At 40.0% G+C, this 21668-nt stretch carries 22 protein-coding genes; 17 read left to right on the top strand and 5 right to left on the bottom strand.

Annotation, left to right across the window (positions count from 1 at the left end):
• The first annotated feature begins 71 nt into the window (after nt 1–71).
• The 17 genes from M3610_RS11040 (at nt 72) to M3610_RS10960 (ending at nt 19124) form a co-directional block, all read left to right on the top strand.
• Nucleotides 72–1577: a 4-hydroxyphenylacetate 3-hydroxylase N-terminal domain-containing protein gene (locus M3610_RS11040; RefSeq protein WP_098575661.1), complete on the top strand. Its 1506-nt coding sequence runs from the start codon at nt 72–74 to the stop codon at nt 1575–1577.
• A gap of 56 nt (nt 1578–1633) precedes the next feature.
• On the top strand, nt 1634–2428 hold the full coding sequence (locus M3610_RS11035) for a maleate cis-trans isomerase family protein (RefSeq protein WP_285851072.1): 795 nt from the start codon (nt 1634–1636) through the stop codon (nt 2426–2428).
• The gene (locus M3610_RS11030) at nt 2421–2909 is read left to right on the top strand and encodes a flavin reductase family protein (protein WP_180230200.1); all 489 of its coding nucleotides are present in this window, start codon (nt 2421–2423) and stop codon (nt 2907–2909) included. The genes M3610_RS11035 and M3610_RS11030 overlap by 8 nt, the downstream gene beginning before the upstream one ends.
• 67 nt (nt 2910–2976) lie before the next feature.
• Nucleotides 2977–3636 (top strand): isochorismatase family protein, encoded by a 660-nt coding sequence (locus tag M3610_RS11025; RefSeq protein WP_251459171.1) that lies wholly within the window; start codon nt 2977–2979, stop codon nt 3634–3636.
• A gap of 113 nt (nt 3637–3749) precedes the next feature.
• On the top strand, nt 3750–4628 hold the full coding sequence (locus M3610_RS11020; protein WP_311315823.1) for an FAD synthetase family protein: 879 nt from the start codon (nt 3750–3752) through the stop codon (nt 4626–4628).
• A gap of 195 nt (nt 4629–4823) precedes the next feature.
• Nucleotides 4824–6335 carry a 4-hydroxyphenylacetate 3-hydroxylase N-terminal domain-containing protein gene (locus M3610_RS11015; RefSeq protein ID WP_251459169.1) on the top strand — a complete coding sequence of 504 codons (1512 nt, stop codon included), beginning with the start codon at nt 4824–4826 and terminating at the stop codon, nt 6333–6335.
• Between the two features lie 71 nt (nt 6336–6406).
• Nucleotides 6407–7228 (top strand): alpha/beta fold hydrolase, encoded by an 822-nt coding sequence (locus tag M3610_RS11010; protein ID WP_251459167.1) that lies wholly within the window; start codon nt 6407–6409, stop codon nt 7226–7228.
• A gap of 15 nt (nt 7229–7243) precedes the next feature.
• Entirely contained in the window at nt 7244–8284 is a 1041-nt protein-coding gene (locus M3610_RS11005) for a 2,5-dihydroxypyridine 5,6-dioxygenase NicX family protein (protein ID WP_251459166.1), read from the top strand.
• Nucleotides 8285–8449: 165 nt separating this feature from the next.
• A complete protein-coding gene (locus M3610_RS11000; RefSeq protein WP_251459164.1) occupies nt 8450–9898 on the top strand; it encodes a purine-cytosine permease family protein in 1449 nt (482 codons plus the stop codon).
• A 203-nt stretch (nt 9899–10101) separates the two neighbouring features.
• Entirely contained in the window at nt 10102–11109 is a 1008-nt protein-coding gene (locus M3610_RS10995) for a LacI family DNA-binding transcriptional regulator (RefSeq protein WP_098576291.1), read from the top strand.
• 471 nt (nt 11110–11580) lie between these two features.
• Nucleotides 11581–12759, top strand: a complete 1179-nt coding sequence (locus tag M3610_RS10990) for a Gfo/Idh/MocA family protein (RefSeq protein WP_251459162.1) — start codon at nt 11581–11583, stop codon at nt 12757–12759.
• Nucleotides 12756–13727 carry a sugar phosphate isomerase/epimerase family protein gene (locus M3610_RS10985; protein WP_098576289.1) on the top strand — a complete coding sequence of 324 codons (972 nt, stop codon included), beginning with the start codon at nt 12756–12758 and terminating at the stop codon, nt 13725–13727. Before M3610_RS10990 ends, M3610_RS10985 begins: the two co-directional genes overlap by 4 nt.
• 86 nt (nt 13728–13813) lie before the next feature.
• The gene (locus M3610_RS10980) at nt 13814–15091 is read left to right on the top strand and encodes an MFS transporter (RefSeq protein WP_251459160.1); all 1278 of its coding nucleotides are present in this window, start codon (nt 13814–13816) and stop codon (nt 15089–15091) included.
• A gap of 37 nt (nt 15092–15128) precedes the next feature.
• Nucleotides 15129–15422 carry a putative quinol monooxygenase gene (locus M3610_RS10975; RefSeq protein WP_098576287.1) on the top strand — a complete coding sequence of 98 codons (294 nt, stop codon included), beginning with the start codon at nt 15129–15131 and terminating at the stop codon, nt 15420–15422.
• A gap of 495 nt (nt 15423–15917) precedes the next feature.
• Nucleotides 15918–16739: a sugar phosphate isomerase/epimerase family protein gene (locus M3610_RS10970; protein ID WP_251459157.1), complete on the top strand. Its 822-nt coding sequence runs from the start codon at nt 15918–15920 to the stop codon at nt 16737–16739.
• Nucleotides 16740–16805: 66 nt separating this feature from the next.
• Nucleotides 16806–17993: a levoglucosan dehydrogenase gene (locus M3610_RS10965; RefSeq protein WP_098576285.1), complete on the top strand. Its 1188-nt coding sequence runs from the start codon at nt 16806–16808 to the stop codon at nt 17991–17993.
• Between the two features lie 147 nt (nt 17994–18140).
• Nucleotides 18141–19124, top strand: coding sequence for an ROK family glucokinase (locus M3610_RS10960; protein WP_251459155.1), 984 nt, complete (start codon nt 18141–18143; stop codon nt 19122–19124).
• Nucleotides 19125–19205: 81 nt separating this feature from the next.
• Here the strand turns inward: M3610_RS10960 and M3610_RS10955 are convergent, their stop codons facing one another.
• Genes M3610_RS10955 through M3610_RS10935 form a run of 5 tightly spaced genes read right to left on the bottom strand, consistent with a single transcriptional unit; the run spans nt 19206 to nt 21521 of the window.
• The gene (locus M3610_RS10955; protein ID WP_251459413.1) at nt 19206–19505 is read right to left on the bottom strand and encodes a spore coat protein; all 300 of its coding nucleotides are present in this window, start codon (nt 19503–19505) and stop codon (nt 19206–19208) included.
• Nucleotides 19506–19523: 18 nt separating this feature from the next.
• On the bottom strand, nt 19524–19718 hold the full coding sequence (locus M3610_RS10950) for a hypothetical protein (protein ID WP_026576189.1): 195 nt from the start codon (nt 19716–19718) through the stop codon (nt 19524–19526).
• Nucleotides 19719–19735: 17 nt separating this feature from the next.
• Entirely contained in the window at nt 19736–20872 is a 1137-nt protein-coding gene (locus tag M3610_RS10945) for a zinc-dependent alcohol dehydrogenase (protein WP_251459153.1), read from the bottom strand.
• 18 nt (nt 20873–20890) lie between these two features.
• The gene (locus M3610_RS10940) at nt 20891–21259 is read right to left on the bottom strand and encodes a spore coat protein (RefSeq protein WP_098576282.1); all 369 of its coding nucleotides are present in this window, start codon (nt 21257–21259) and stop codon (nt 20891–20893) included.
• A gap of 16 nt (nt 21260–21275) precedes the next feature.
• Nucleotides 21276–21521, bottom strand: coding sequence for a spore gernimation protein GerQ (locus M3610_RS10935; RefSeq protein ID WP_251459151.1), 246 nt, complete (start codon nt 21519–21521; stop codon nt 21276–21278).
• Nucleotides 21522–21668 lie beyond the last annotated feature (147 nt).

Below are 21668 nucleotides of genomic sequence, written 5' to 3'. Positions count from 1 at the left end.
AAATAATACAACTTTGATAACATCAAACTATCGGTGTTCATGATTTTCTATTATTTTTAGGAGGAGTACAAATGGAAAATACTCAGGTAGTATCAAAGTTTTTGAAAACGGGTGAAATGTTCAAGGAAAGTCTTCGTGATGGCCGGACAGTATACTATAAGGGTGAAAAAATTCAAGATGTGACCATTCATCCAGCTACTAGCGGCGGTATCAATATTATGGCTAAGATCTTTGATGCTCAGCATAACCCGGAAACTCAGGATAAGCTAACGTATATCAATCAAGAGTCAGGTGAACGAGTCAGTAAAGCTTGGATGATACCAAGAACGAAGGAAGACCTTAAGAGCCGCCGAGAATTGACTGACTATGTAGCTCGGGAAACCTTTGGCGTGTTTGGCAGACCATTCGATTTAGCTCCTCTTGTTCCAGTGGGAATGGCCGCACATCTTTCGAAATTCCGCAGTAAAAGGCCAGAATATGCTGAAAATGTTCTTCACTATATCGACTATGCTCAGAAAAATAACTTGATGGGTCCAGAAGTACTAGTAGATCCTCAGAATGACCGTTCCAAAGCAGCCGCTGCAGGTGCCCGCCTATTCGATGTTGAATTAGGAAGCCAAATAAAAGGAGGCAGCTCCACACCTGCATTGCTCCGGGTAGTGAAAGAGACTGAAGAGGGGATTTATATTAGCGGTGCAAAGGCAGTAGGTTCGATTTCTTCCCAAGGTAACGAAATGATTCTCTCCAATCTTATGCGTCCAGGGCTGTTACCGGAAGAATCTCTTTGGTTAGCTGTTCCTATCAATGCACCAGGCATCCACATTGTCTGCCGTGAATCGGTCTCTTCAGATCCTATCAGTTCATATGATCACCCGATTAAATCACGCGGAGAAGAAATGGATTCCTTCTTAATTTTTGATAATGTTTTCGTAGAAAAATGGAGAATATTCAATTATGGTGTTCCAGAACTCAATGAATTGTACGGCGGCGTTGTATTAGGAGTACACTGGCACGTGTTATCCCGTCTAGCTGCCAAAGCTGAATTGTATGCCGGTGCTGCACAGCTAATCGTGGATGCACTTGGAACAGGAAAAATTCCAGGAGTTCGTTCTATCGTATCGGAAGTGATTCAATATGCTCAAACGTTAAGAGCCTACGTTTTAGCATCTGAAGAATTAGCTGAAATGACTGAAGATGGCGTTATGTGGCCGGATGTCAATATGCTTACAGCTGGACGCCTTTATGGTATCACGCATTATCCGCAAATAATCCATCATCTCCAGGAATTATGTGGACAAGGACTGGTCATGAGATTCTCTGAAAAAGATTATGCACATCCTTTTATTGGAGGCAAATTAGAGGAACTACTGGTTGGACGCGATTTAACTTCGAAGCAGAAAAACTTGTTGATGAACTTCATTTGGGATATTACTACCGATTCCCACGCAGGCCGCGTTGCTCTATTTGAAAACGTTAATGCTTTGCCGGCACCGTTGCTTCGTGAGCGTTTGTATCATGAATATGATCGAACACCATTTATGAACCATATTCGTAAGTCGATCGGACTTCCTTTGTAAGTGAAGTTTATAAGAATAATAGCTTAATAGGTTCTAACTATTTTGGAGGCGTGTAAATGAAAACAAATTACCGAATAGGATTAGTTGTTCCTAGTTCCAATACAACGATGGAAACGGAAATTCCAGCAATGCTTCGTTGGAGAGAACAAGTTGATCCGAATTTGTCGTTTACTTTTCACTCAAGTAGGATGCGAATGAAACATGTTACAAAAGAAGAATTAAAAGCAATGGATGTAGAAAGTGACCGCTGTGCTGTCGAACTTTCGGATGCTAGATGTGATGTTCTTGCGTATGCATGCCTTGTCGCTATTATGTGTCAGGGGCCCGGTTATCATATGGAATCTGAACAGCGCCTATTTAATACAACAAAAGAAAATGGAGCAGCTACACCGGTTATTAGCAGTGCTGGTGCTCTGGTAGATGGCATTAAAACATTAGGAGCTCAAAAAGTCGCTATTATTACCCCTTATATGAAGCCTTTAACGAAACAGGTGATTGACTATATTGAGGCAAGCGGCATACAAGTAACAGATTCGATTAGTCTGGAAATCCCAGATAATTTAGAAGTTGGACGTCAAGACCCTATGCGTTTGCTAGAGATTGTTAAAAAATTAGATATTAGCCAAGCTGATGCGGTTGTCTTATCCGCTTGTGTTCAGATGCCTTCATTAGAAGCAATTCAGCTTGTTGAGAATGAAATTGGAAAACCAGTGCTTTCAGCAGCTGTTGCAACCGTATACAACATTCTTAAAACTCTTGATCTGCACCCGTATGTGCCAAATGCAGGTAAGCTGCTATCAGGGGATATCATCTCTAAACTTCCAATTGAGGAGGGGAATTATAATGGATGAAGTAAAAAATAAATTTCGAGAGTCGATGAGCCGGCTTGCTACTGGAGTAACAATTGTCATGACTGAAATCGAGGGCCGGCCTTGGGGCTTAACTGTAAGTGCGTGCTGTTCAATTTCAATGGAGCCACCTTTAATTTTAATAAGCCTAGCTACACAAGCAGCTAGTACACAAGCGATAATTAATAACCAACGTTTCAGTGTCAGCGTGCTTGCTGAGGATCAAATTGACGTAGCAAGATCTGGGGCAAAAGCAGGTGCACCAAAGTTTTTTGAGGAGTTTGCAGAAAGTAAGGGCAGTTTTAATTATGATGTCAAAAATGCTCTAGCCAATGTTCATTGCAGAGTTGAACAAACAGTGACAGCTGGTGATCATACTATTTTTATTGGGTTCGTGGAAGATGTGATATTAGGTGAATCTAAATCACCATTGCTTCATTTTAATAGACAATTTGGAGAATTTAATACAGCTGTAAGGAACTAATTCAAGTGAATGACTTTCCAAGATTGGTATGTTACCAATCTTGGAGGGTTATGGAGGGAGAGTTGTTGTGGTGCATCATCAAGGTGATGAGGAATTGTATAAAGAAAGAGGTTTTGGAAAATTATTGGGTTTTGGTAAGAAACCAGCTTTGATCGTTGTTGATATGATTGAAGGTTTTACTGATCCTAGTATGCCTATGGGTTCCGAGTTAACCCCGCAAATAAATAAAGTAAATGCACTTTTGGCAATTATCCGTAATAAGGATCTGCCGGTATTCTTTACTACCATTTCTTATGATGATGATACATTTGCTGATTCAGGATTATGGTACCAGAAGATGGAGGGACTAAAGACTTTAAAAGCAGGTACCAGTGCAGTGAATGTGGATCCCAGATTAGAATTTCGTTATGGTGACGGCTTAATTGTTAAGAAATATGCATCAGCATTTTTTGGGACCGATTTAATTGCACGTCTGAATGCACAGAATGTTGATACTGTGATAATTGTAGGTTGTACAACATGTGGTTGTGTTCGTGCTACAGCTGTTGATGCGTTGCAATACGGATACAGACCTATCGTTGTGGAGGATGCGGTAGGGGATCGTTCATTAGCATCCCATGAACAAAGTCTTATCGATATGCGCCAGAAATATGCCGATGTATTAACTACCGAGGAAATCATAACAACAATATCTGCTAAATACCCTAGGGGTCATTTACAGCTTTAATAAAAGTAAAACTTTTTCAATCAACGCTTTAGGCCTTAAACGTTTTGATTAATGTAAAAGAAGGCCAGTTTGGATTCCCTTATAACTAAAACAATGGATAGTGAGGAGGGAAAATCCTGAAATATTATAAAAATCTATTCAACCCGCATTTAGCAGAATTAAAACATGGCTCTTATATAACGATTGGCTCCTTTGATGGCGTACATAAAGGCCATCAGCAATTAATTTCAAGTACTGTATTGGAGGGTAAAAAAAATAACTACCCCACGATTGTCATAACATTTGACCCTCTACCGAAAACCTTTTTTAACAACACTGAATTACCATCGTCTCTTATTACCAGTCCATACACCAGAGCGGAGAGAATAGCTGCTCTTGGAGTCGATATCCTCATTGAATATACTTTTGATAATACCTTTTCAACCATTAGCTCCGATGATTTTGTGGACAGCGTTCTATTGGGTTTAAACCCTAAAAAATTTTTCGTTGGAAAAGACTTTAGGTTTGGACATAAAGGTTCAGGAACCCCCGAAGTTTTAAAACAAATAGGTGCCAGATTGGGATTTGAGACGGATATTTTCGAATTTACTCATTTGGCTGATGAGCGTATCTCCAGCACTAGAGTGCGCCAGGCGATAAATAATGGTGATCTTAAGCTTGCTTCTGATCTTATGGGGAAACAACACGAATTGTGCGGCAGGATTGTCAAGAGTTTGAATGATGATAAAGGACTATTTGTGCCAGATACGGCCCTCATTCAGCCGCCTGCAGGGGAGTATTGGGTCAATCTGAAAAATTCTACTAACAAATACTTTACTAAAGCAATTATTTTCCCTACCAATCAATTTATTGAAATGAATTTAGACCAGGCTGTGATTAATTGTATTTTTAAAGATAGGGTTACTGTAGAGTTTCTTCAGTCTGTGTCTACAGCAGTTCCTAAGGAAATTGAATTAGAAATAGCTAACCAGCGTCTTTCTATACTAAGTTAAATTGTTCATTTCATTATACTATATTGCGTGAATTTATTAGAATATTGACACTTTTTGAAACTAATCTTAGACTTTATCTATGATAAATTCGACAAGTTTAGCAACTTGAGGCTAATATAATAAGCTGTTTAAACTTTGTTAACTTCAAAATGTGATAGGTAAGGATTCTCGTAAATATTTTTTAGGGGGAGAAGGATGGAAAATATTTCGGTAGTTTCAAAGTATTTAAAAACAGGCGAGATGTATAAGGAGAGTCTTCGAGATGACAGGACCGTTTATTATAAGGGTGAACTGATTCAGGATGTAACCACTCACCCAGCCACTAGCGGTGGTATAAATATTATGGCTAACATCTTTGATGCCCAGCATAACCCAGAAACACAGGATAAGCTAACGTACATCAGGTCAGACATAGGGGAACGAGTGACCAAAGCCTGGATGATTCCTAGAACAAAAGAAGATTTGAAAAGCCGAAGGGAATTAACGGATTATATTGCTCAGGAAACCTTCGGGGTATTTGGCCGCCCATTTGATTTGGCGCCTCTCGTGCCTGTGGGAATGGCGGCATATCTTTCAAAGTTCCGCAGCAAAAGGCCTGAATATGCAGATAATGTCCTCCACTATATTGACTATGCCCAAAAAAATAACTTAATCGGTCCTGAGGTATTAGTTGATCCTCAAAATGACCGTTCAAAAGCCGCGGCAGCTGGTGCCCGCCTGTTTGATGTCGAATTGGGGAGCCAAATAAAAGGCGGCGATTCTACTCCTGCTTTACTCCGGGTGGTGAGGGAAACGGAAGAAGGAATCTATATTAGCGGAGCGAAAGCGGTAGGTTCCATTTCGTCCCAAGGAAATGAGATGATCCTCTCTAATCTGATGCGTCCTGGCTTGTTACCTGAAGAGTCATTATGGTTATCAGTACCGATAAATTCACCAGGCATTCATATTGTCTGTCGGGAAACAGTCTCTTGCGATGCGGCAAGTACCTATGATCACCCGGTCAAATCACGAGGAGAAGAAATGGATTCCTTCTTGATTTTTGATAATGTTTTCGTGGAAAAGTGGAGAATTTTTAACTATGGAGTACCAGAACTTAATGAATTATATGGAGGGGTTGTATTAGGAGCGCACTGGCATATTCTCTCTCGTTTGGCTACCAAAGCGGAAATGTATGCCGGAGCTGCCCAGTTGATTGTTGATGCTTTGGGAACAGGGAAGATTCCAGGTGTACGTTCTATCGTATCAGAAGTGATTCAGTATGCTCAAACCTTGAGAGCATATGTATTGGCCTCAGAAGAACTAGCTAAACCAACTGAAGATGACGTGATGTGGCCAGATGTCAATATGCTTACCGCCGGTCGCCTTTATGGAATTACACACTATCCGCGGATTATCCATCATCTTCAGGAATTATGCGGACAGGGATTGGTCATGAGATTCTCTGAAAAAGACTATGATCATCCATTTATTGGCGGGAAACTGGAGGAACTTCTTGTTGGACGGGATTTAACATCCAAGCAGAAAAACTTATTGATGAACTTTATTTGGGATATTACCACAGATTCTCATGCAGGTCGTGTTGGTCTTTTTGAAAACGTCAATGCACTCCCAGCTCCATTGCTTCGTGAGCGTCTATACCATGAATACGACCGAACACCTTTTATGAACCAAATACGTAAATCTATTGGTCTTCCAAAAGAAGTGTAATCACTAGTTAAAAATGGAAGTCGCTTAATGAGCTTTAATTTAGGTTCGTTTGCCTGAGAGGAGATATAAATATGAAGCAAAATCATTCTTTTGGGGACCTTTTTGTAAACGGTCTAAATGCAAAAATTCACCTCATTACTAAAGGAGATAAGGCTGGTACCCCCGTCATTTTTTTGCCGGGAATTACTAGTTACAGCCTTTCATTTGCAAAAGTCCTAAATTTAATGCCTGAAAACTATTATTCCTTATCAATGGATGCCAGGGGAAGAGGGCAGTCCGATCGTCCTAAGGAAGGCTATCTATTAAAAAATTATACAGAGGACTTACTGAATATTGTTAACGCTTTAACAGATAATCCCATTGGTCCAGTATTGGTTGGCCACTCGATGGGAGCCCGAATTGCGGCTGCATTTGGCAGCCAATATCCGTCTCTCATTTCCGGAATCGTATTAATCGATCCTCCTATTAACGGACCAGGACAAAGAGAGATCTATCCTAATCCATTGTCGATGTTTTTAAAACAAAAGGAGGCTGTTGATCAAGGGGATATGGAATTATTCCGAAGCTTCTTTCCTTTATTTACAGATGAACAAATAGCTGAAAGAGCGGAAGAATATCGAAATAATAGTTTGCCAGCGATTATTGAATCCTACCAATCTCTGTTATTGGAGCCTTTTCAAGTATATATTAAAATGCTTTCAGTTCCTGCATTCCTATTAGCGGCAGAACATGGAGATACCATTCGTGAAAACGAACTTCGGGTTTTGGAAACGATCAACCCTTCGATGCAGGTTGAAAGGGTTAAAGGAGTAAGCCACATGGTGTATAAAGATGCACCAGAACAAACAGTTGATTATATTGTTTCATTTATAGAAGGAATTACAAAAAAATAAACGAGGTGTTAATAAATGACTGTTGAATTTCAAGAAATGGTTTCTCTGTTTAAAAAACAACTTGAATTGTGTAAATTAAAGCAGTCTGAAACGATGGCGGTATTAACCTCGGGCGAGATTAGAGCAGATTATGCGAAAGCGTTCCTGACCGCAGCTTCCGAGATCGGGGCGAACGCCTTTGAATTGAAACTGCCGCCAGCTAAACAAGGAGCTTCTGGTTCGTTTGGCATTACACCGTTAACCGATAACCGAGTTGCAGTTGAATGCTTGAAGAAAGCCGACCTTGTTATTGACTTAGTTCTCCTCCTTTTTTCTAAAGAACAATTGGAACTGCAGGATGCAGGAGTAAGAATTCTGTTGGTTGTCGAACCTTTCGATGTAATTAAAAGAATGTTTCCAAAGGAAAGCGACAAAGAGAGAGTATTATATGCAACCCAATTATTAAGGAATGCAAAAGAATTAAGATTCACCAATAAGGCAGGCAGCGATGTTACCTATCAGCTAGGTCAATATCCAATCCTTACGGAATACGGTTTTGCTGATGAACCAGGCAGATGGGACCACTTGCCAAGTTGTTTTTCTGCTGCCACATCTAATGATGGCGGAGTTGACGGGGTAGTAGTTTTGGATAAAGGGGACATATTTTTCCCGTTTAACCGATATTTTCAAGACCAGGTAAAGTTAACGATAAAAGGCGGATTTGTTACGGACATTGAGGGCGGTTTTGACGCCATGCTGATGAGGGATTATATCGAAAGTTTTAATGACCCGCGAGCTTACGCGATATCCCACATTGGCTGGGGACTTAACGAAAGGGCACAATGGCATAGTCTCGCTTTCGATGATCAAGTGTTTGGCATGGATGGGCGTGCCTTTTATGGAAATGTCTTATTCTCCTTGGGGCCAAACTCTGAGTTAGGGGGGAACAACGATACCCCATGCCATCTTGATTTACCAATGAAAAATTGTACGTTATATCTAGACGGTAAATTAATTGTAAAAGATGGAGACATTGTGATCGATGAAATGAAAGCTGCTAAACCACAGCTAGCTTGATTGACTAAACTAATTATTCCCTTGTGGTAAAAGGATGATTTTGTATCACTGAATATGGAAAAAACTGAATAAAGATGGAATCACTCTACTGCGATTTAATACAACTTCTTTGCGAGAGATGGTACTTTTTAAAGAAATTATGACCATTAAACGGAGGTATGTATTTTGAGCAACCAAACGGTTAAGATGAAAGAACATTCTTCAATTGAAATACGCGGTGTCGATATGATTCCGGAGAATGAGCGGAATTCAAAGGCATCCAATGTGTTCTACGTCCTATGTGGTTCGCAGTTTGCTTTTGGCATTATGGCAATCGGTTCATTACCGATTGTGTTCGGACTTGGCTGGTGGGCAGCATTTTGGGCAATGACGGTGGGGCTTGCGATTGGCTCCATTGCAATCGGACCAATTTCCATTTTGTCACAGAGAACAGGTACGAATGGGGCACTAGCAAGTGGAGCACATTTTGGGGTAAAGGGCCGTATTATTGGTTCGTTTCTTAATATTGTAATAGCGATTGGTTTCTATGCTCTTATGGTTTGGACAGGGGCTCAAGCCTTCGTCGCGGGAGGTCACCGGTTGTTTGGCTGGTCAGAAGGAACCGGTACATTATTGATAGGGTGTATCATCGTCAGTGTCATAACCGCAATTGTAGCAATAATGGGTCATAAAGTAGTAGTTTTGTTTGAAAAAATAGGAACCTACCTAGTAGGAAGTATTGTCATTCTATCTGTGTTTATATTTGCTTCAAAGTTCAACGTTAGTTACGAAGGTGGTCATTATGTATTAGGTGGTTTTTGGCCGACTTGGGCACTCGCCATGCTGGTAATCGCTTCGGTTCCTATTTCGTATGCTCCATTTGTTGGGGATTATAGCCGATATATTCCCAATAGTCATAGTTCGACGAAATTGGCAGGGGCCACATCCCTTGGAATGTTTGTCGGGTGTTGGTTAGCAATGGTACCTGCATCATTCATGATGTCAACGGTGAAGGATTTATCTACCCCATTCGTAACAGGAATTATTGGGGGGGCTCCATCATGGTGGATCGCTCCAATTACAATTGCAGGGATATTTGGTGCTCTGCCGAACGGCGGGTTGTGTTTATACAGTGCCGGACTTTCTCTCGAATCCCTCGGATGGACGCTCAAACGGGTAACAACCACCATAATTATGGCAATTGTCGGTTTTCTCTTGGTATTTATCGGAGTTCAAGATGTGTCCAATATGATCCACCTTATCGACGGGTTTGTTATTATCATTATCGTAGGTGTGTCACCTTGGTTAGCGATCAATCTTGTCGGACATTACTTGGTAAAAGGGCGGTATAAACCATTAGATTTACACAATAGTTCTTCGTCAAGCAGCTATTGGTACTCTAGCGGATTTAATATACCTGCTATTATTTCATGGACGATTGGATTGATTGTTGGATTGTTGTTTACAAGTACCAGCATTTTCACCGGTCCATTCGTATCTGTCGTCGGCGGCAATGATTTAAGTTTTACTTCATCTGCGCTTGTTGGGGCGATTGTATACTACGCTTTAACGAATTTGTTTCCATATCGTTCAATAGAAGTATCTAGTGAAGTTGCTGAGAATATTGCTCCTTAATACTTAGGGAAGTCATTAATTTTATGATGGTAGACGAACTTCTTTTTAAAAGGAGTTCGTTTTTATTAGGGATGATTCTGTTTTTTATTGGAATATTTTCAAGGGTCTACAATGTCCATTGTTTCATTTACGTAAAGTTATTGTATTTATTCATGTAATCGATTACAATAAATGTAAACGAACACTGAAGGGGAAAGCAATATATGGTCAGAATTGCGGATGTTGCAAAAATGGCAAATGTTTCAACGGCCACAGTATCCCGAGTCATAAGTAATGCAGGGACTGTAAAAAAGGAAACAGCTGAGAAAGTTTTAGAAGCCATAAAAGAATTAAATTACCAGCCTAATATGCTGGCAAGACAATTAAGAAGATCTGAAACCAAGACAATTCTTGTGGTGGTTCCTGATATAACCAATACTTTCTTTTCTGCGGTGCTGCGCGGAATTGAATCCGTTGCCATCGAAAACGGATATCAAGTACTTCTAGGAGATGCGCGAAATGATGTCGAAAGCGAAACTAGTTTTTTAACAATATTAGGTCAGAAAAAAGCAGATGGGTTGATATTATTAACGGCAAGGACCGATCAAAAAATATTAGAAGATTTATCCCGGGATTACCCTGTAGTATTGGCGTGTGAATACTATGAGGGTTCCAAGCTGCCTACGGTCTCCATTGATAATGTTAGCAGTGCAAGAAAGGCAACTGAATATCTAATTAGCTTAAACCACAAGAGAATTGGACATATTTCCGGACCCTTGAATATTGTCGTTGGACGAGATCGATGCAGGGGGTTTCATCAAGCAATGGCGCAACATGGCCTGTCTGTGGATACAAGTTTGGTACAGGAAGGCGAATTCTCTTTTGAAAGTGGTTTTAATTTAATGATGAAATTTTTATCACTAGAGAATCCTCCTACAGCCCTTTTTGCCGGTAATGATGAAATGGCTATGGGTGCCATTAAAGCCGCTAAATCTAAAGGTTTAAGAGTTCCAGAAGATTTATCTGTTGTTGGCTTTGATGATATTCAATTTGCATCGATTTTTGAACCTGCTCTAACAACCGTGGCACAACCAACGTTTGATATGGGGCAAAAAGCGATGCGTTTACTGTTAAAATTAATTAAAGATGAAGAAATAGAGAAAGATCAATTTATTCTTCCTGATAAGCTCATTGTCCGTGAATCTTGCAAAGAACTTACCGTTGAAGAGTAGTTTAGCTATTTCTGTTAGAATTAAAATAATTAAAAACAAAAGGGGAGTGAACTTAATAATGGTTCACTCCCTATTTATTATTTATTAGGGGACCAGCGATTCCATTGGTTCCAGAACAGTTTTAATCATTTTGATAAAAAAAGAATCAAGGAAGTTTTAAAAAAAATATTGAATTCTATACTGTAATCGATTACAATTAAGGTGTCGAAAAAAAGAGTAAAATATTTTGGTGCTAAGTGAAAAGGTATTTTATTCTGAAAGGTTATTTCTTAATTTAAAAGTATAAATGAAATCAAATTTTTTTCGATAAAAATGTAATCCATTACATTTGTAGAGGTTTGAAACATAGGTAAATTATTTATTTATAGGACAAAACACATATTTTTTTGCAAGGTTGTGTAATCGATTACACCAAATTCTTCTTCCCATTCTTGGGTGAATCGAAAAGTTCGATTGGAGGACGGAAAACAAATGGAAAAAATAAAAGTAGGAATCATCGGGACAGGTTTCATTGGCCCGACACATATTGAAGCAATCAGAAGACTTGGATTTGTGGAAGTCGTAGCATTAGCCGAGACGAGTCAAGAACAAGCGGAAAGAAAGGCAGCTGAACTTGGAATTCCGAAAGCATACGGAGATTACCTTGAAATGCTGCGTGACAGCGAAATTCAGGTAGTTCATAATTGTACCCCAAACCATGTGCACTTTGCGATTAATAAAGAAATTATTTTAGCAGGTAAACATGTGATCTCAGAGAAACCGCTTGCGATGAATAGTGAAGAATCAGCGGAATTGTTGGTATTGGCTCAAAAACAGGGTGTTGTACATGGTGTGAACTTTAATTACAGACAGCATGCGAGTGTGCAAAACCTGCGAGCTAAAATTGCTAACGGTGACCTTGGGAAAGTGAATTTGGTTCACGGAAGCTATTTGCAGGATTGGTTACTATATGAAACGGATTTTAACTGGCGTTTAGCACCGGAAGTCGGCGGAAAATCTCGCGCAGTAGCAGATATCGGGTCTCATTGGTGTGACACCGTTCAATTTGTTACCGGTAAAAAGATTGTAGAAGTATTTGCTGATTTAGCAACGGTCATTCCAGTTAGAAAGAAAGCAATTGGAAGTGTGGCCACTTTCAGTACACAAAGTACTGATGATGTAGAATATGAGGATGTTTCAATTAATACAGAAGACTATGCATCCGTACTAGTTCGTTTTGAAGATGGATCAAGAGGAGTCTTCACTGTTTCACAAGTAAGTGCAGGCCGAAAAAATCGTTTAAGCTTTGAAATCGATGGCAGCAAGAGCTCTGCTTACTGGAATCAAGAAGAGCCAGAAAAATTATGGATGGGGCACAGGGATAAGCCGAATGAGATCCTTCTTGCCGATCCGGCACTGTTCGCACCTGAAGCAAGATCAGCGATTCATCATCCAGGAGGTCATAACGAAGGCTGGCCAGATGCACTGAAAAATATGATGTTAAATTATTATACGTTCATTCGTGATGGTAAAGATCTTTTAAAGGATCAAGCTAATTTTGCTACATTCGAAGACGGTCATATTTCGATGGCTATTACCGATGCCATTTTAGAAAGCCATGAACAGCAAAAATGGGTGAAGGTTCAGGCGAATAAGGAGGTTTTAGTGTGAAACTAGGTGTGTTTACAGTTCTATATCAAAATCTTCCTTTCGAAGCCATGTTAGATAAATTAGCCCAAATAGGAGTAGAGGCCGTTGAGTTAGGAACCGGTAACTATCCAGGGAATAGTCATTGTAATCCCGATGACTTGTTAGGGAATCCAGATAAAATCAAATCGTTCCGACGGGCGATTGAAAGCAGGGGACTAACCATCAGCGGACTAAGCTGCCATGGCAACCCTCTACATCCTAATGTAAAGGCTGCCAAAGAGGCGCATGATGTATGGAGAAAAACGGTTTTACTGGCTGAACAGTTAGAGGTACCAGTTATCAATGGTTTTGCTGGATGTCCAGGGGATCATCCGGGTGCCAAGTTTCCAAATTGGGTGACCTGCTCTTGGCCTCCTGAATATGCAGAAGTCTTAGAATGGCAATGGAATGATATCGTTATTCCGTACTGGAAAGAAGAAGCGAAATTCGCTGAAATGCACGGGATTCATCAAATTGCTTTCGAAATGCATCCGGGATTTGTTGTCTATAATCCGGAAACACTACTAAAACTAAGAGAACATGCAGGACCGAACATCGGAGCTAACTTTGACCCAAGTCATTTGGTGTGGCAAGGAATAGATCCAGTTGAGGCCATTAAAAAACTTGGTCGTGAAAATGCGATCTTCCATTTCCATGCAAAAGATACCTATTTAGACCAGGCTAATATCAAGGTGAATGGTGTTCTCGATACGAAGCATTACAGTCAAGTATTGGATCGCTCATGGACCTTCCGCTCAGTTGGCTATGGCCATAACGAAAAAATGTGGAAAGATATGATCAGTACACTTCGTGCAGTAGGGTATGATTACGTGGTTTCCATTGAACATGAAGATATGTTGGCGTCTATCGATGAAGGCTTAATGAAAGCCATCACACTGTTAAAAGGAACGTTGTTTAAAGAGCAAGTATCGGAAATGTGGTGGGCTTAAGGAAAAAGCACAGGGACGGTTCTCCTGTTTCCGGAGCATAAGAACCGCCCCCCCGCACCCAATTAATAAAAATAGAGGTGTTAAAAATGAAAACGCTTGTAGGTCAAGAACGTACTTTAGGCGGACTTCCAATGGGAGTCGTTTGGGGATTTGTTGCAACGTTAATTTTTATGGCCGGTGACGGTCTCGAGCACGCATGGTTGTCTCCCTATCTGATTGAAAAGGGATTGACCGTTCAACAATCAGCTACTCTTTTTGCGGTTTATGGAGCGATCTTAGCTATCGCATCTTATTTTTCTGGTGTGCTCACCGAGATGTGGGGACCAAGGAAGGTAATGGTTATCGGTCTTGTTACTTGGTTAATCGGTCAGGTACTATTCATTGAATATGGTTTAAAGTTAAACAATTACGCTATTATGCTCCCGACTTATGGGATTCGTGGTTTAGGTTATCCTTTATTCTGCTACTCTTTCTTAGTGTGGGTTACTTATCGCAGTCCAGAGCGGATTCTGGCAACAGCTGTAGGCTTGTTCTGGGCAGCGTGGAGCGGCGGACTTTATGTTGTAGGAAGTTATTTCCCTGCTTACATGCTTCCAAAGATTGGATATATCGGGTTGTTGTGGAGTGCAGTAGCATGGGTATTAGTCGGAGGAATTGTTGGTCTTATGGTAGTAAAAGGTGATGTGAAAAAGGAACAAAAGGGAGATCCAAAGGAAAAGCTCAAGAGCTTAATGAGTGGATTCACCATTTGTATCGAACAGCCGAAAGTGGCGATCGGCGGCGTGGTCCGGATTATCAATTCTACTGGGATCGGTTCCCTGCCAATCTTTTTCCCGATGTATTTAAAGTCGAATTATGGATTTACCACAGAACAGTTTCTGCAAATGTGGGGAACGATGTGGTTTGCAAATATTATCTTTAACTTAATCATTCCTTACATCAGTGATAAATGGTTAGGCTGGCAAAAAACGATTCAATGGCTTGGAAGCTTCGGTATGGGCGTCATGTTACTTGTCTTGCTTTACACGCCTGAAGTATTTGGCAGCAGTTTCTTGGCCTTGAATATAGCAGGTGTTTTTATGGGAATTGTGCTTTGTGGTTTCGTCCCACTTTCAGCTCTAGTAGCTTCGCTTGCTCCGGAGAAAAAAGGATCGGCGATGGCGATTGTAAGCTTTGGTGCTGGAATGTCCTACTTTATCGCACCCGCAATCGTTGGGTTATTTATTGGACTTATCGGTGCAAAAGGGGTTATTTGGATTTTCGCAGGTACGTATTTCCTTGGTGCTTATCTAATGAAGTTTATGAAGCTTCCTTCCGAAGAAAATAATAAAAACGAAATTGTATTAGAAAAACACGCAGGTTAGTTTGAGAAATACCATCAACAATTAAGGGGGATGTACCATGATTATCATTCATGCAAACATAAAGGTAAATGCAGCTTATCGTGAAATATTTTTGGAAGAGGCAAGGCTTGTAACAAAACCGTCTCAAGCGGAGTCAGGAAATAGTAGTTATCAATATTATGAAAATCCAGAAGAGGCGAACAGCTTTATCTTTGTTGAGAAATGGAAGGATGAAGAAGCGATTCAACTTCATGAGGAAACCCCTCACTTTAAAAGATTCATAAAAGCTGTTGAACCCATAGTTGCTGAACCCATCCATGCAGAATTATTTGAGGCTTCAGCGAAAAATTAATATTAGACAAACGCTTTAACTATGGATCATCGTCAAAATTTTGAAAAGCTGGCGGTAGGTATCGCTCACTAAATTCGTAACCAATTGAAGGTTGTAAAGGGAACAACTTTTACGATTTCCTTTCCTCCTAAGCTTATGGTGAACAAATTGTGACACTCTAAAATTATAGGTTGCAAATTTAGGTGTAATCGATTACAATAATTCATGTAAGCGATACAACATCTATTATTCTTGTCTGATGATAGTATTGACTAGAAATAAATAGAGATAATTTACTACTTCCTTTTAAAAAACAGAACTTCATCTGCATGTAAAAATGTAATGGATTACATTTTGTAAACCGTAAATAATGGATTGAATCTTAATATTATTGAAAGTTTAGAGAAATTTTTAAAAAGAAAATGTAATCGATTACTATATTCGAAGGTGAGTTGCTTCGGTTTTTATAGGATGAAATTTGGCACACTAAATTCCAAAAGATATGGAGGTAATCAAATGAAATTAGGTTATCAAACAAATACTTGGGGCGGCGTAGTTGGTCATCCAGCGGGTGTTACTTCAGTTAAGGATTCTTACTACCTTGCTTACGGATCAACAGAAGAAGCATTAAAGGACATTGCGGAAGCTGGCTATGATGGCTTTGAAATCTTCGATGGCAATTTGATGGAATACAAAGATAAAAAAGATGAGTTTTTAAAATTGATGAACGAGCATTCTTTAACTTTGGTTGGTGTTTATACAGGCGGGAACTTTATTTTTCCTGATATTTTAGAAGAAGAATTAATAAAAATCGAAAGTGTAGCGGCATTCGCATCAGAAGTAGGTGCGGAGCATCTTGTGATCGGCGGCGGAGCAGTACGTGCAAACGGGATTCTTGAAAGTGATTATACCGCTCTTGGTAATGCGCTTAATAAAGTAGTAGAAATTGCTGAAAAATATAATCTTGTTGCAAGTTATCATCCTCATTTAGGAACCAATGTTCAGGCTCCTGAACAACTAGATAAATTAATGCCATTAACAACAATTAATCTTTGCCCAGACACAGCTCATATCGAAGCAGGCGGTGGAGATCCTGTGGCTGTCATCAGAAAATATGTGGATCGTATCAAGTATGTGCACCTCAAAGATTATGCCAATGGAGATTTTTTACCATTAGGTGAAGGGCATCAAAAATTTGATGAAATGGTTAAAGCATTAGAAGAGGCAAACTATGATGGCTGGATTACGGTTGAGTTAGACAGCTACCCAGATCCAAAGCAAGGGGCTAAAATCAGCCGCAGTTATTTAAAGCAATTTGATAAAGTAAATCAAGCATAAACGTTTCATCCATTAGGAATATCAAACTTTTTAAAAATAAGAAGGAAATAGTGGGAGGATACTAAGATGAAAAAATTAAACGTAGGTATGATCGGCGGAGGATTTATGGGTAAAGCGCATTCACTTGCATATGCAGGAATGCCAATGTTTTTCTGGCCAGCACCAGCAATTCCTCATCGCCATACAGTAGTGGACGTAAACGAAGGATTGGCTAAAGATGCGGCAGCAAGATTAGGCTTTGACAACTATGCGACTGACTGGAGAGATGTTGTTAACAACCCAGAAATCGATGTCATCGACATTGTTACTCCAAACAATACTCATGCCGAAATTGCGATTGCAGCAGCAAAAGCAGGCAAGCATATTATTTGTGAAAAGCCATTAGCATTAGGCGCTGAACAAGCGAAGGAAATGTTAGAAGCAGTAAAAGCTGCAGGTGTAAAACACGCAGTTGCTTTCAATTACAGAAGAACACCAGCTGTTGCTCTTGCGAAAAAATATATTGAAGAAGGAAGAATTGGTAAAGTGCTAAGCTTCCGTGGAACATACTTACAAGACTGGTCTGCTGATCCGAATTCTCCATTATCATGGCGCTTCCAAAAGAAAATCGCTGGATCAGGTGCTCTAGGTGATATCGGTACACACGTGGTTGATTATGCTCGTTACCTTGTGGGCGAAATTACAGATGTAAATGCCATTACAAAAACATGGATTCCTGAAAGACCAATTCAAACTGGCGGCATCGACAAGTTAGGTACAGTGAAAGCTGGAGGCAACGATGTCCCAAAAGCAGCTGTTGATGTAGACGATGAATTTATCACCATGGTCAAATTCGATAATGGTGCAATTGGAACAATTGAAGCAACTCGTAATGCACATGGCCGCAACAACTTCCTAACTTTTGAAATTCATGGTGAAAAGGGTTCTCTATACTTTAACTATGAGCGCCGTGATGAGCTTCAAGTTTGCTTTGCTGATGATCCAAGTGATGCAAAAGGCTTCAGAACTGTTTACTCAGGACCAGCTACTCCATACGGTGAAGGATTATGGCCAATCCCTGCTCTAGGAATTGGTTATGGTGAAACAAAGATCATTGAAACATATGATTTCTTTAAAGCAATCAGTGAGGGTACTGAATTCTCACCTAACTTCAATGATGGCTACCAGATTGAATTAATTGCAGATGCGATTCTTGAATCTGCTGAAAAAGGTCAATGGGTTAATCTTGAAAAAACGGCTGCGGCTGTAAAATAATGAGATAGGCAGAACCGCCCATTAGTCACTGGGCGTTGGAGCTAGACAATTCTCAAACTTAACAAGAGGCTTCTCAATCGAGGAGCCTCTTTTGCAAATATGGCGCTTTTCGGAGTGGGAAAACTTATAGGAAATGAGTGAATGGTTATGGAAGAAAGATGGTTAGTGGGTGTTGATGTAGGTGGGACCACGGTTAAAATGGCCTTTATCAGTTTGCAGGGTGACATCATATATAGCTGGGAGATCGATACTGATCTAAGTAATAAAGGCAAACACATACCTGCATCGATTGCAAGAGCGATTGAACAAAAGTTAGTAGAATTAAATCTAACAAAAAATCAATTAGTCGGAATCGGAATCGGTGCGCCGGGTCCTGTGAATTCGGAGGATGGTTCTGTTGAAGTGGCGGTAAACCTAGGCTGGGATCGATTCCTTTTACAAACCATTCTTGAGAGGGAAACCTCTCTGCCGGTTGTTGTCGACAACGATGCAAATATAGCGGCAATCGGTGAAATGTGGAAAGGTGCGGGCAAAGGGGCTAAAAACTTAATTTGTGTTACTTTAGGAACAGGTGTTGGCGGCGGAATTATCGTTAATGGTGAGGTTCTACATGGGGTTAATGGATCCGGTGGTGAAATTGGCCATATGACTTCCGTACCGAAAAACGGAGCCCTATGTAATTGTGGGAAATCAGGATGTCTGGAAACGGTAGCATCAGCAACAGGAGTTGTACGTTTGGCAATGGAGAAATTAGCTTATACCAACGAGATTAGTATATTACGAAATTTTTATGATGGACAGGCTCTGACTGCCAAGTGTGTTTTTGATGCTGCAAATGGAGGGGATGAACTCGCCAACAGAGTCATAGGTGAGGTTGCCTGCCATTTAGGATTGGCCCTTGCTAATTTAGCAAATGGCTTAAATCCTGAAAAAATCGTTATTGGAGGCGGAGTATCAAAAGCTGGTGATACATTGCTGAGACCTCTGAAAGAGGAATTTATACAATTCGCTTTTCCGAGAGTTGCACATGGTGTCGAGATTGTCATTGCCACACTAGGCAATAACGCAGGGGTCATTGGAGGAGCATGGCTGGCGAAGGAGAAGCTAATTAATAAGTTAGTAATTCAATAATGCAAAAGACTTAGAATTTTGTGAACTCAAAATGGTTTAATAGGAACAGTTTATTTGGTATTAAACTGTTCCTGGAAATTTTTATAATATAGGTAAGTTTAATGCTGTATCGATATTACTTAAATCCAACCTGATTTGTTCGTTTGTATCCCAAGCATGGTACCATCCTTTTTCTACCATATATGCGGATATTTGTTCATGCATATCAAGAGCTTCTACTAAATGGCGAGTGAGCACTTCTTTAATTTCCGGTGTTCCTGACTCCGTAGCTGCCATGGCATAATTTCTAATTCCACTTTTAGCTGAAATGAGTAGGTCCATAGCAACGACTTGATCCGATAATCCGTCCATCCCCGTTAAAGTTTCAATGATTGGATTCATGTTCATTCATCTCCTAATTTACTGCTTAGCGTTGGAAAGGATAGAAGCATATTCTTGTAATTGTCTCGTAGATACATCAATGTCTTGCTGCATAATATCTTTTAATAGCGGATCTGTAACTAACGCTTTCATCGTTTTGGATTTAGTTAAACAAGTGGTCTTAAATGCAGCCATCTCATGGACCTCAAGAACTTCATGTAAGGCGTAGTTCATTTTTAATATCTCCTTCCTCAAGGTTTCAACACGACTTTTATACAATCATCCATTTTTGTGTCAAAAATCTCATAGCCACGCTTTGCTTCACTAAGTGGAAGTACATGACTTACCACATCTCCTGGATCAATTTTTCCGGTCGTAACTAATTCAAACATATATGGCATATAGTGGATGACAGGTGCTTGACCGGAGCGGATATTGATATTTCGCTGCATAATATCTCCAAGAGGGAAACCATTATATCTGCCGCCGTAAACACCAGTAACTTGGATTGTCCCGCCTTTCCGCACTGCTTGTGAAGCCATGATAAACGCACTTAATGCTCCACCTTGAAGCTTCATTCCGCTTGCAAGGAACTCCATATCAGTCATTTTACCGTCCATACCAACTGCATCAATGACAACATCAGCGCCGCCTTTGGTGATTTCCTTCAGGTAACTTCCTACATTCTCATGGTCCTCAAAGTTAACAATTTCTACTTTGTTGGTGCGCTTTGCGTGCTGCAGGCGATAATTGACATAATCAACGGCAATGACTCGCTTTGCTCCTTTTAACCAACAGAATTTTTGAGCAAAAAGACCAACCGGACCACAGCCAAGAACAATAACTGTATCTCCATCCTTTACGCCTGCATTGTCAACACTCCAAAAACCAGTAGTCATCGCATCGGCAATAACTGCTAACTTTTCATCTGGTTCTTCGCATGTCTCTGGAATTTTGAAATGAGTAAAGTTGGCAAATGGCACTCTTAAATATTCAGCTTGCCCACCTGGATAGCCACCCGTCGTACCAGAATATCCGAAATAGGCACCCATATCACCATTATCATTTGAATTATCACATTGGCTTTCCAAATGGTTTTTACAGTAAATGCATTCACCGCATGCTATATTAAAGGGGATAATGACTCGATCTCCCTTTTTTAACTTAGTCACACCTGGACCAACTTCCTCGACGATTCCCATTGGTTCATGGCCAATAACATAATTTTCTTGGAGGTTAGGAATCATGCCATGAATTAAATGTAAATCAGACCCACATATAGCTGTACTCGTTACTTTAATAATCATGTCATCTGGTTTTTCAATCTTTGGATCTGGCACTTCTTTGACTACAACATTTTTAATACCTTGATACGTTACCGCCTTCATTGGTTACAGCCTCCAGTGTTAGTGTTCATCAGGTGTCCGGTCAAACATACCTTTTCTATTGGTCTCAACAGGAAATAGATTCATTTTGCCAATCATCAAAGTATTGTTGGCAGAGAGTTGGTCTAATTGATATTGTTCACTTAATTCGTATGGATGGAACCATTTTTTACTAATCATTAATTCTGTAATTTCTTGGTGCATGGCAATCCCTTGCATTAACTGGTTTCGTAAGAGGGTTCTAACATCAGGTGATGCGGACTCCGTTAATGCTACAGCAATATTGCGCACACCTTCTTTGGCACGAAGAAGGAAATCCATCGCAAATGTGGTATCTGCTAGCTCTGGTACGTGTAACGAGTTTATAGGGTCTAAATAGTCATTGTTCAATGAAATAGCCTTCCTTTCAATTTATTATTGGTGTTGGCCGGTTTTGAGGAACAGGAGCTTCAAAAGGTGCACGTTGATAAATTGCCTGTAATTCTCCAAGTGCTTGCATTGATTGTTCAACATCTTTTTGCATTAATGCTCTCAAATCATCATCAAATACCAATCCTTGCATTAGTTTTGATTTCGCTAAGCAAAGGGTTTTAAAATTAATAACTTCATGTAGATCCAATGACTCATGATCGGCTAATTTTTGATTATCCATTTCTAATTACCCTCCTTTTTACTACAATGGTATTGTTCCAAGTATAGGAGGAAACATTCTAGAATTTTCTTAAAGGATTTAAAATCTAATTCATGCAAATAACCAATGAGTTTTACAGAAATGTACTTTAACTGTTAGGCTTCTATT

The organism is Neobacillus sp. MER 74, assembly GCF_023714155.1.
Note: the sequence above shows the minus strand (reverse complement) of the source record. Positions and strands in the feature narration are given on the sequence as shown.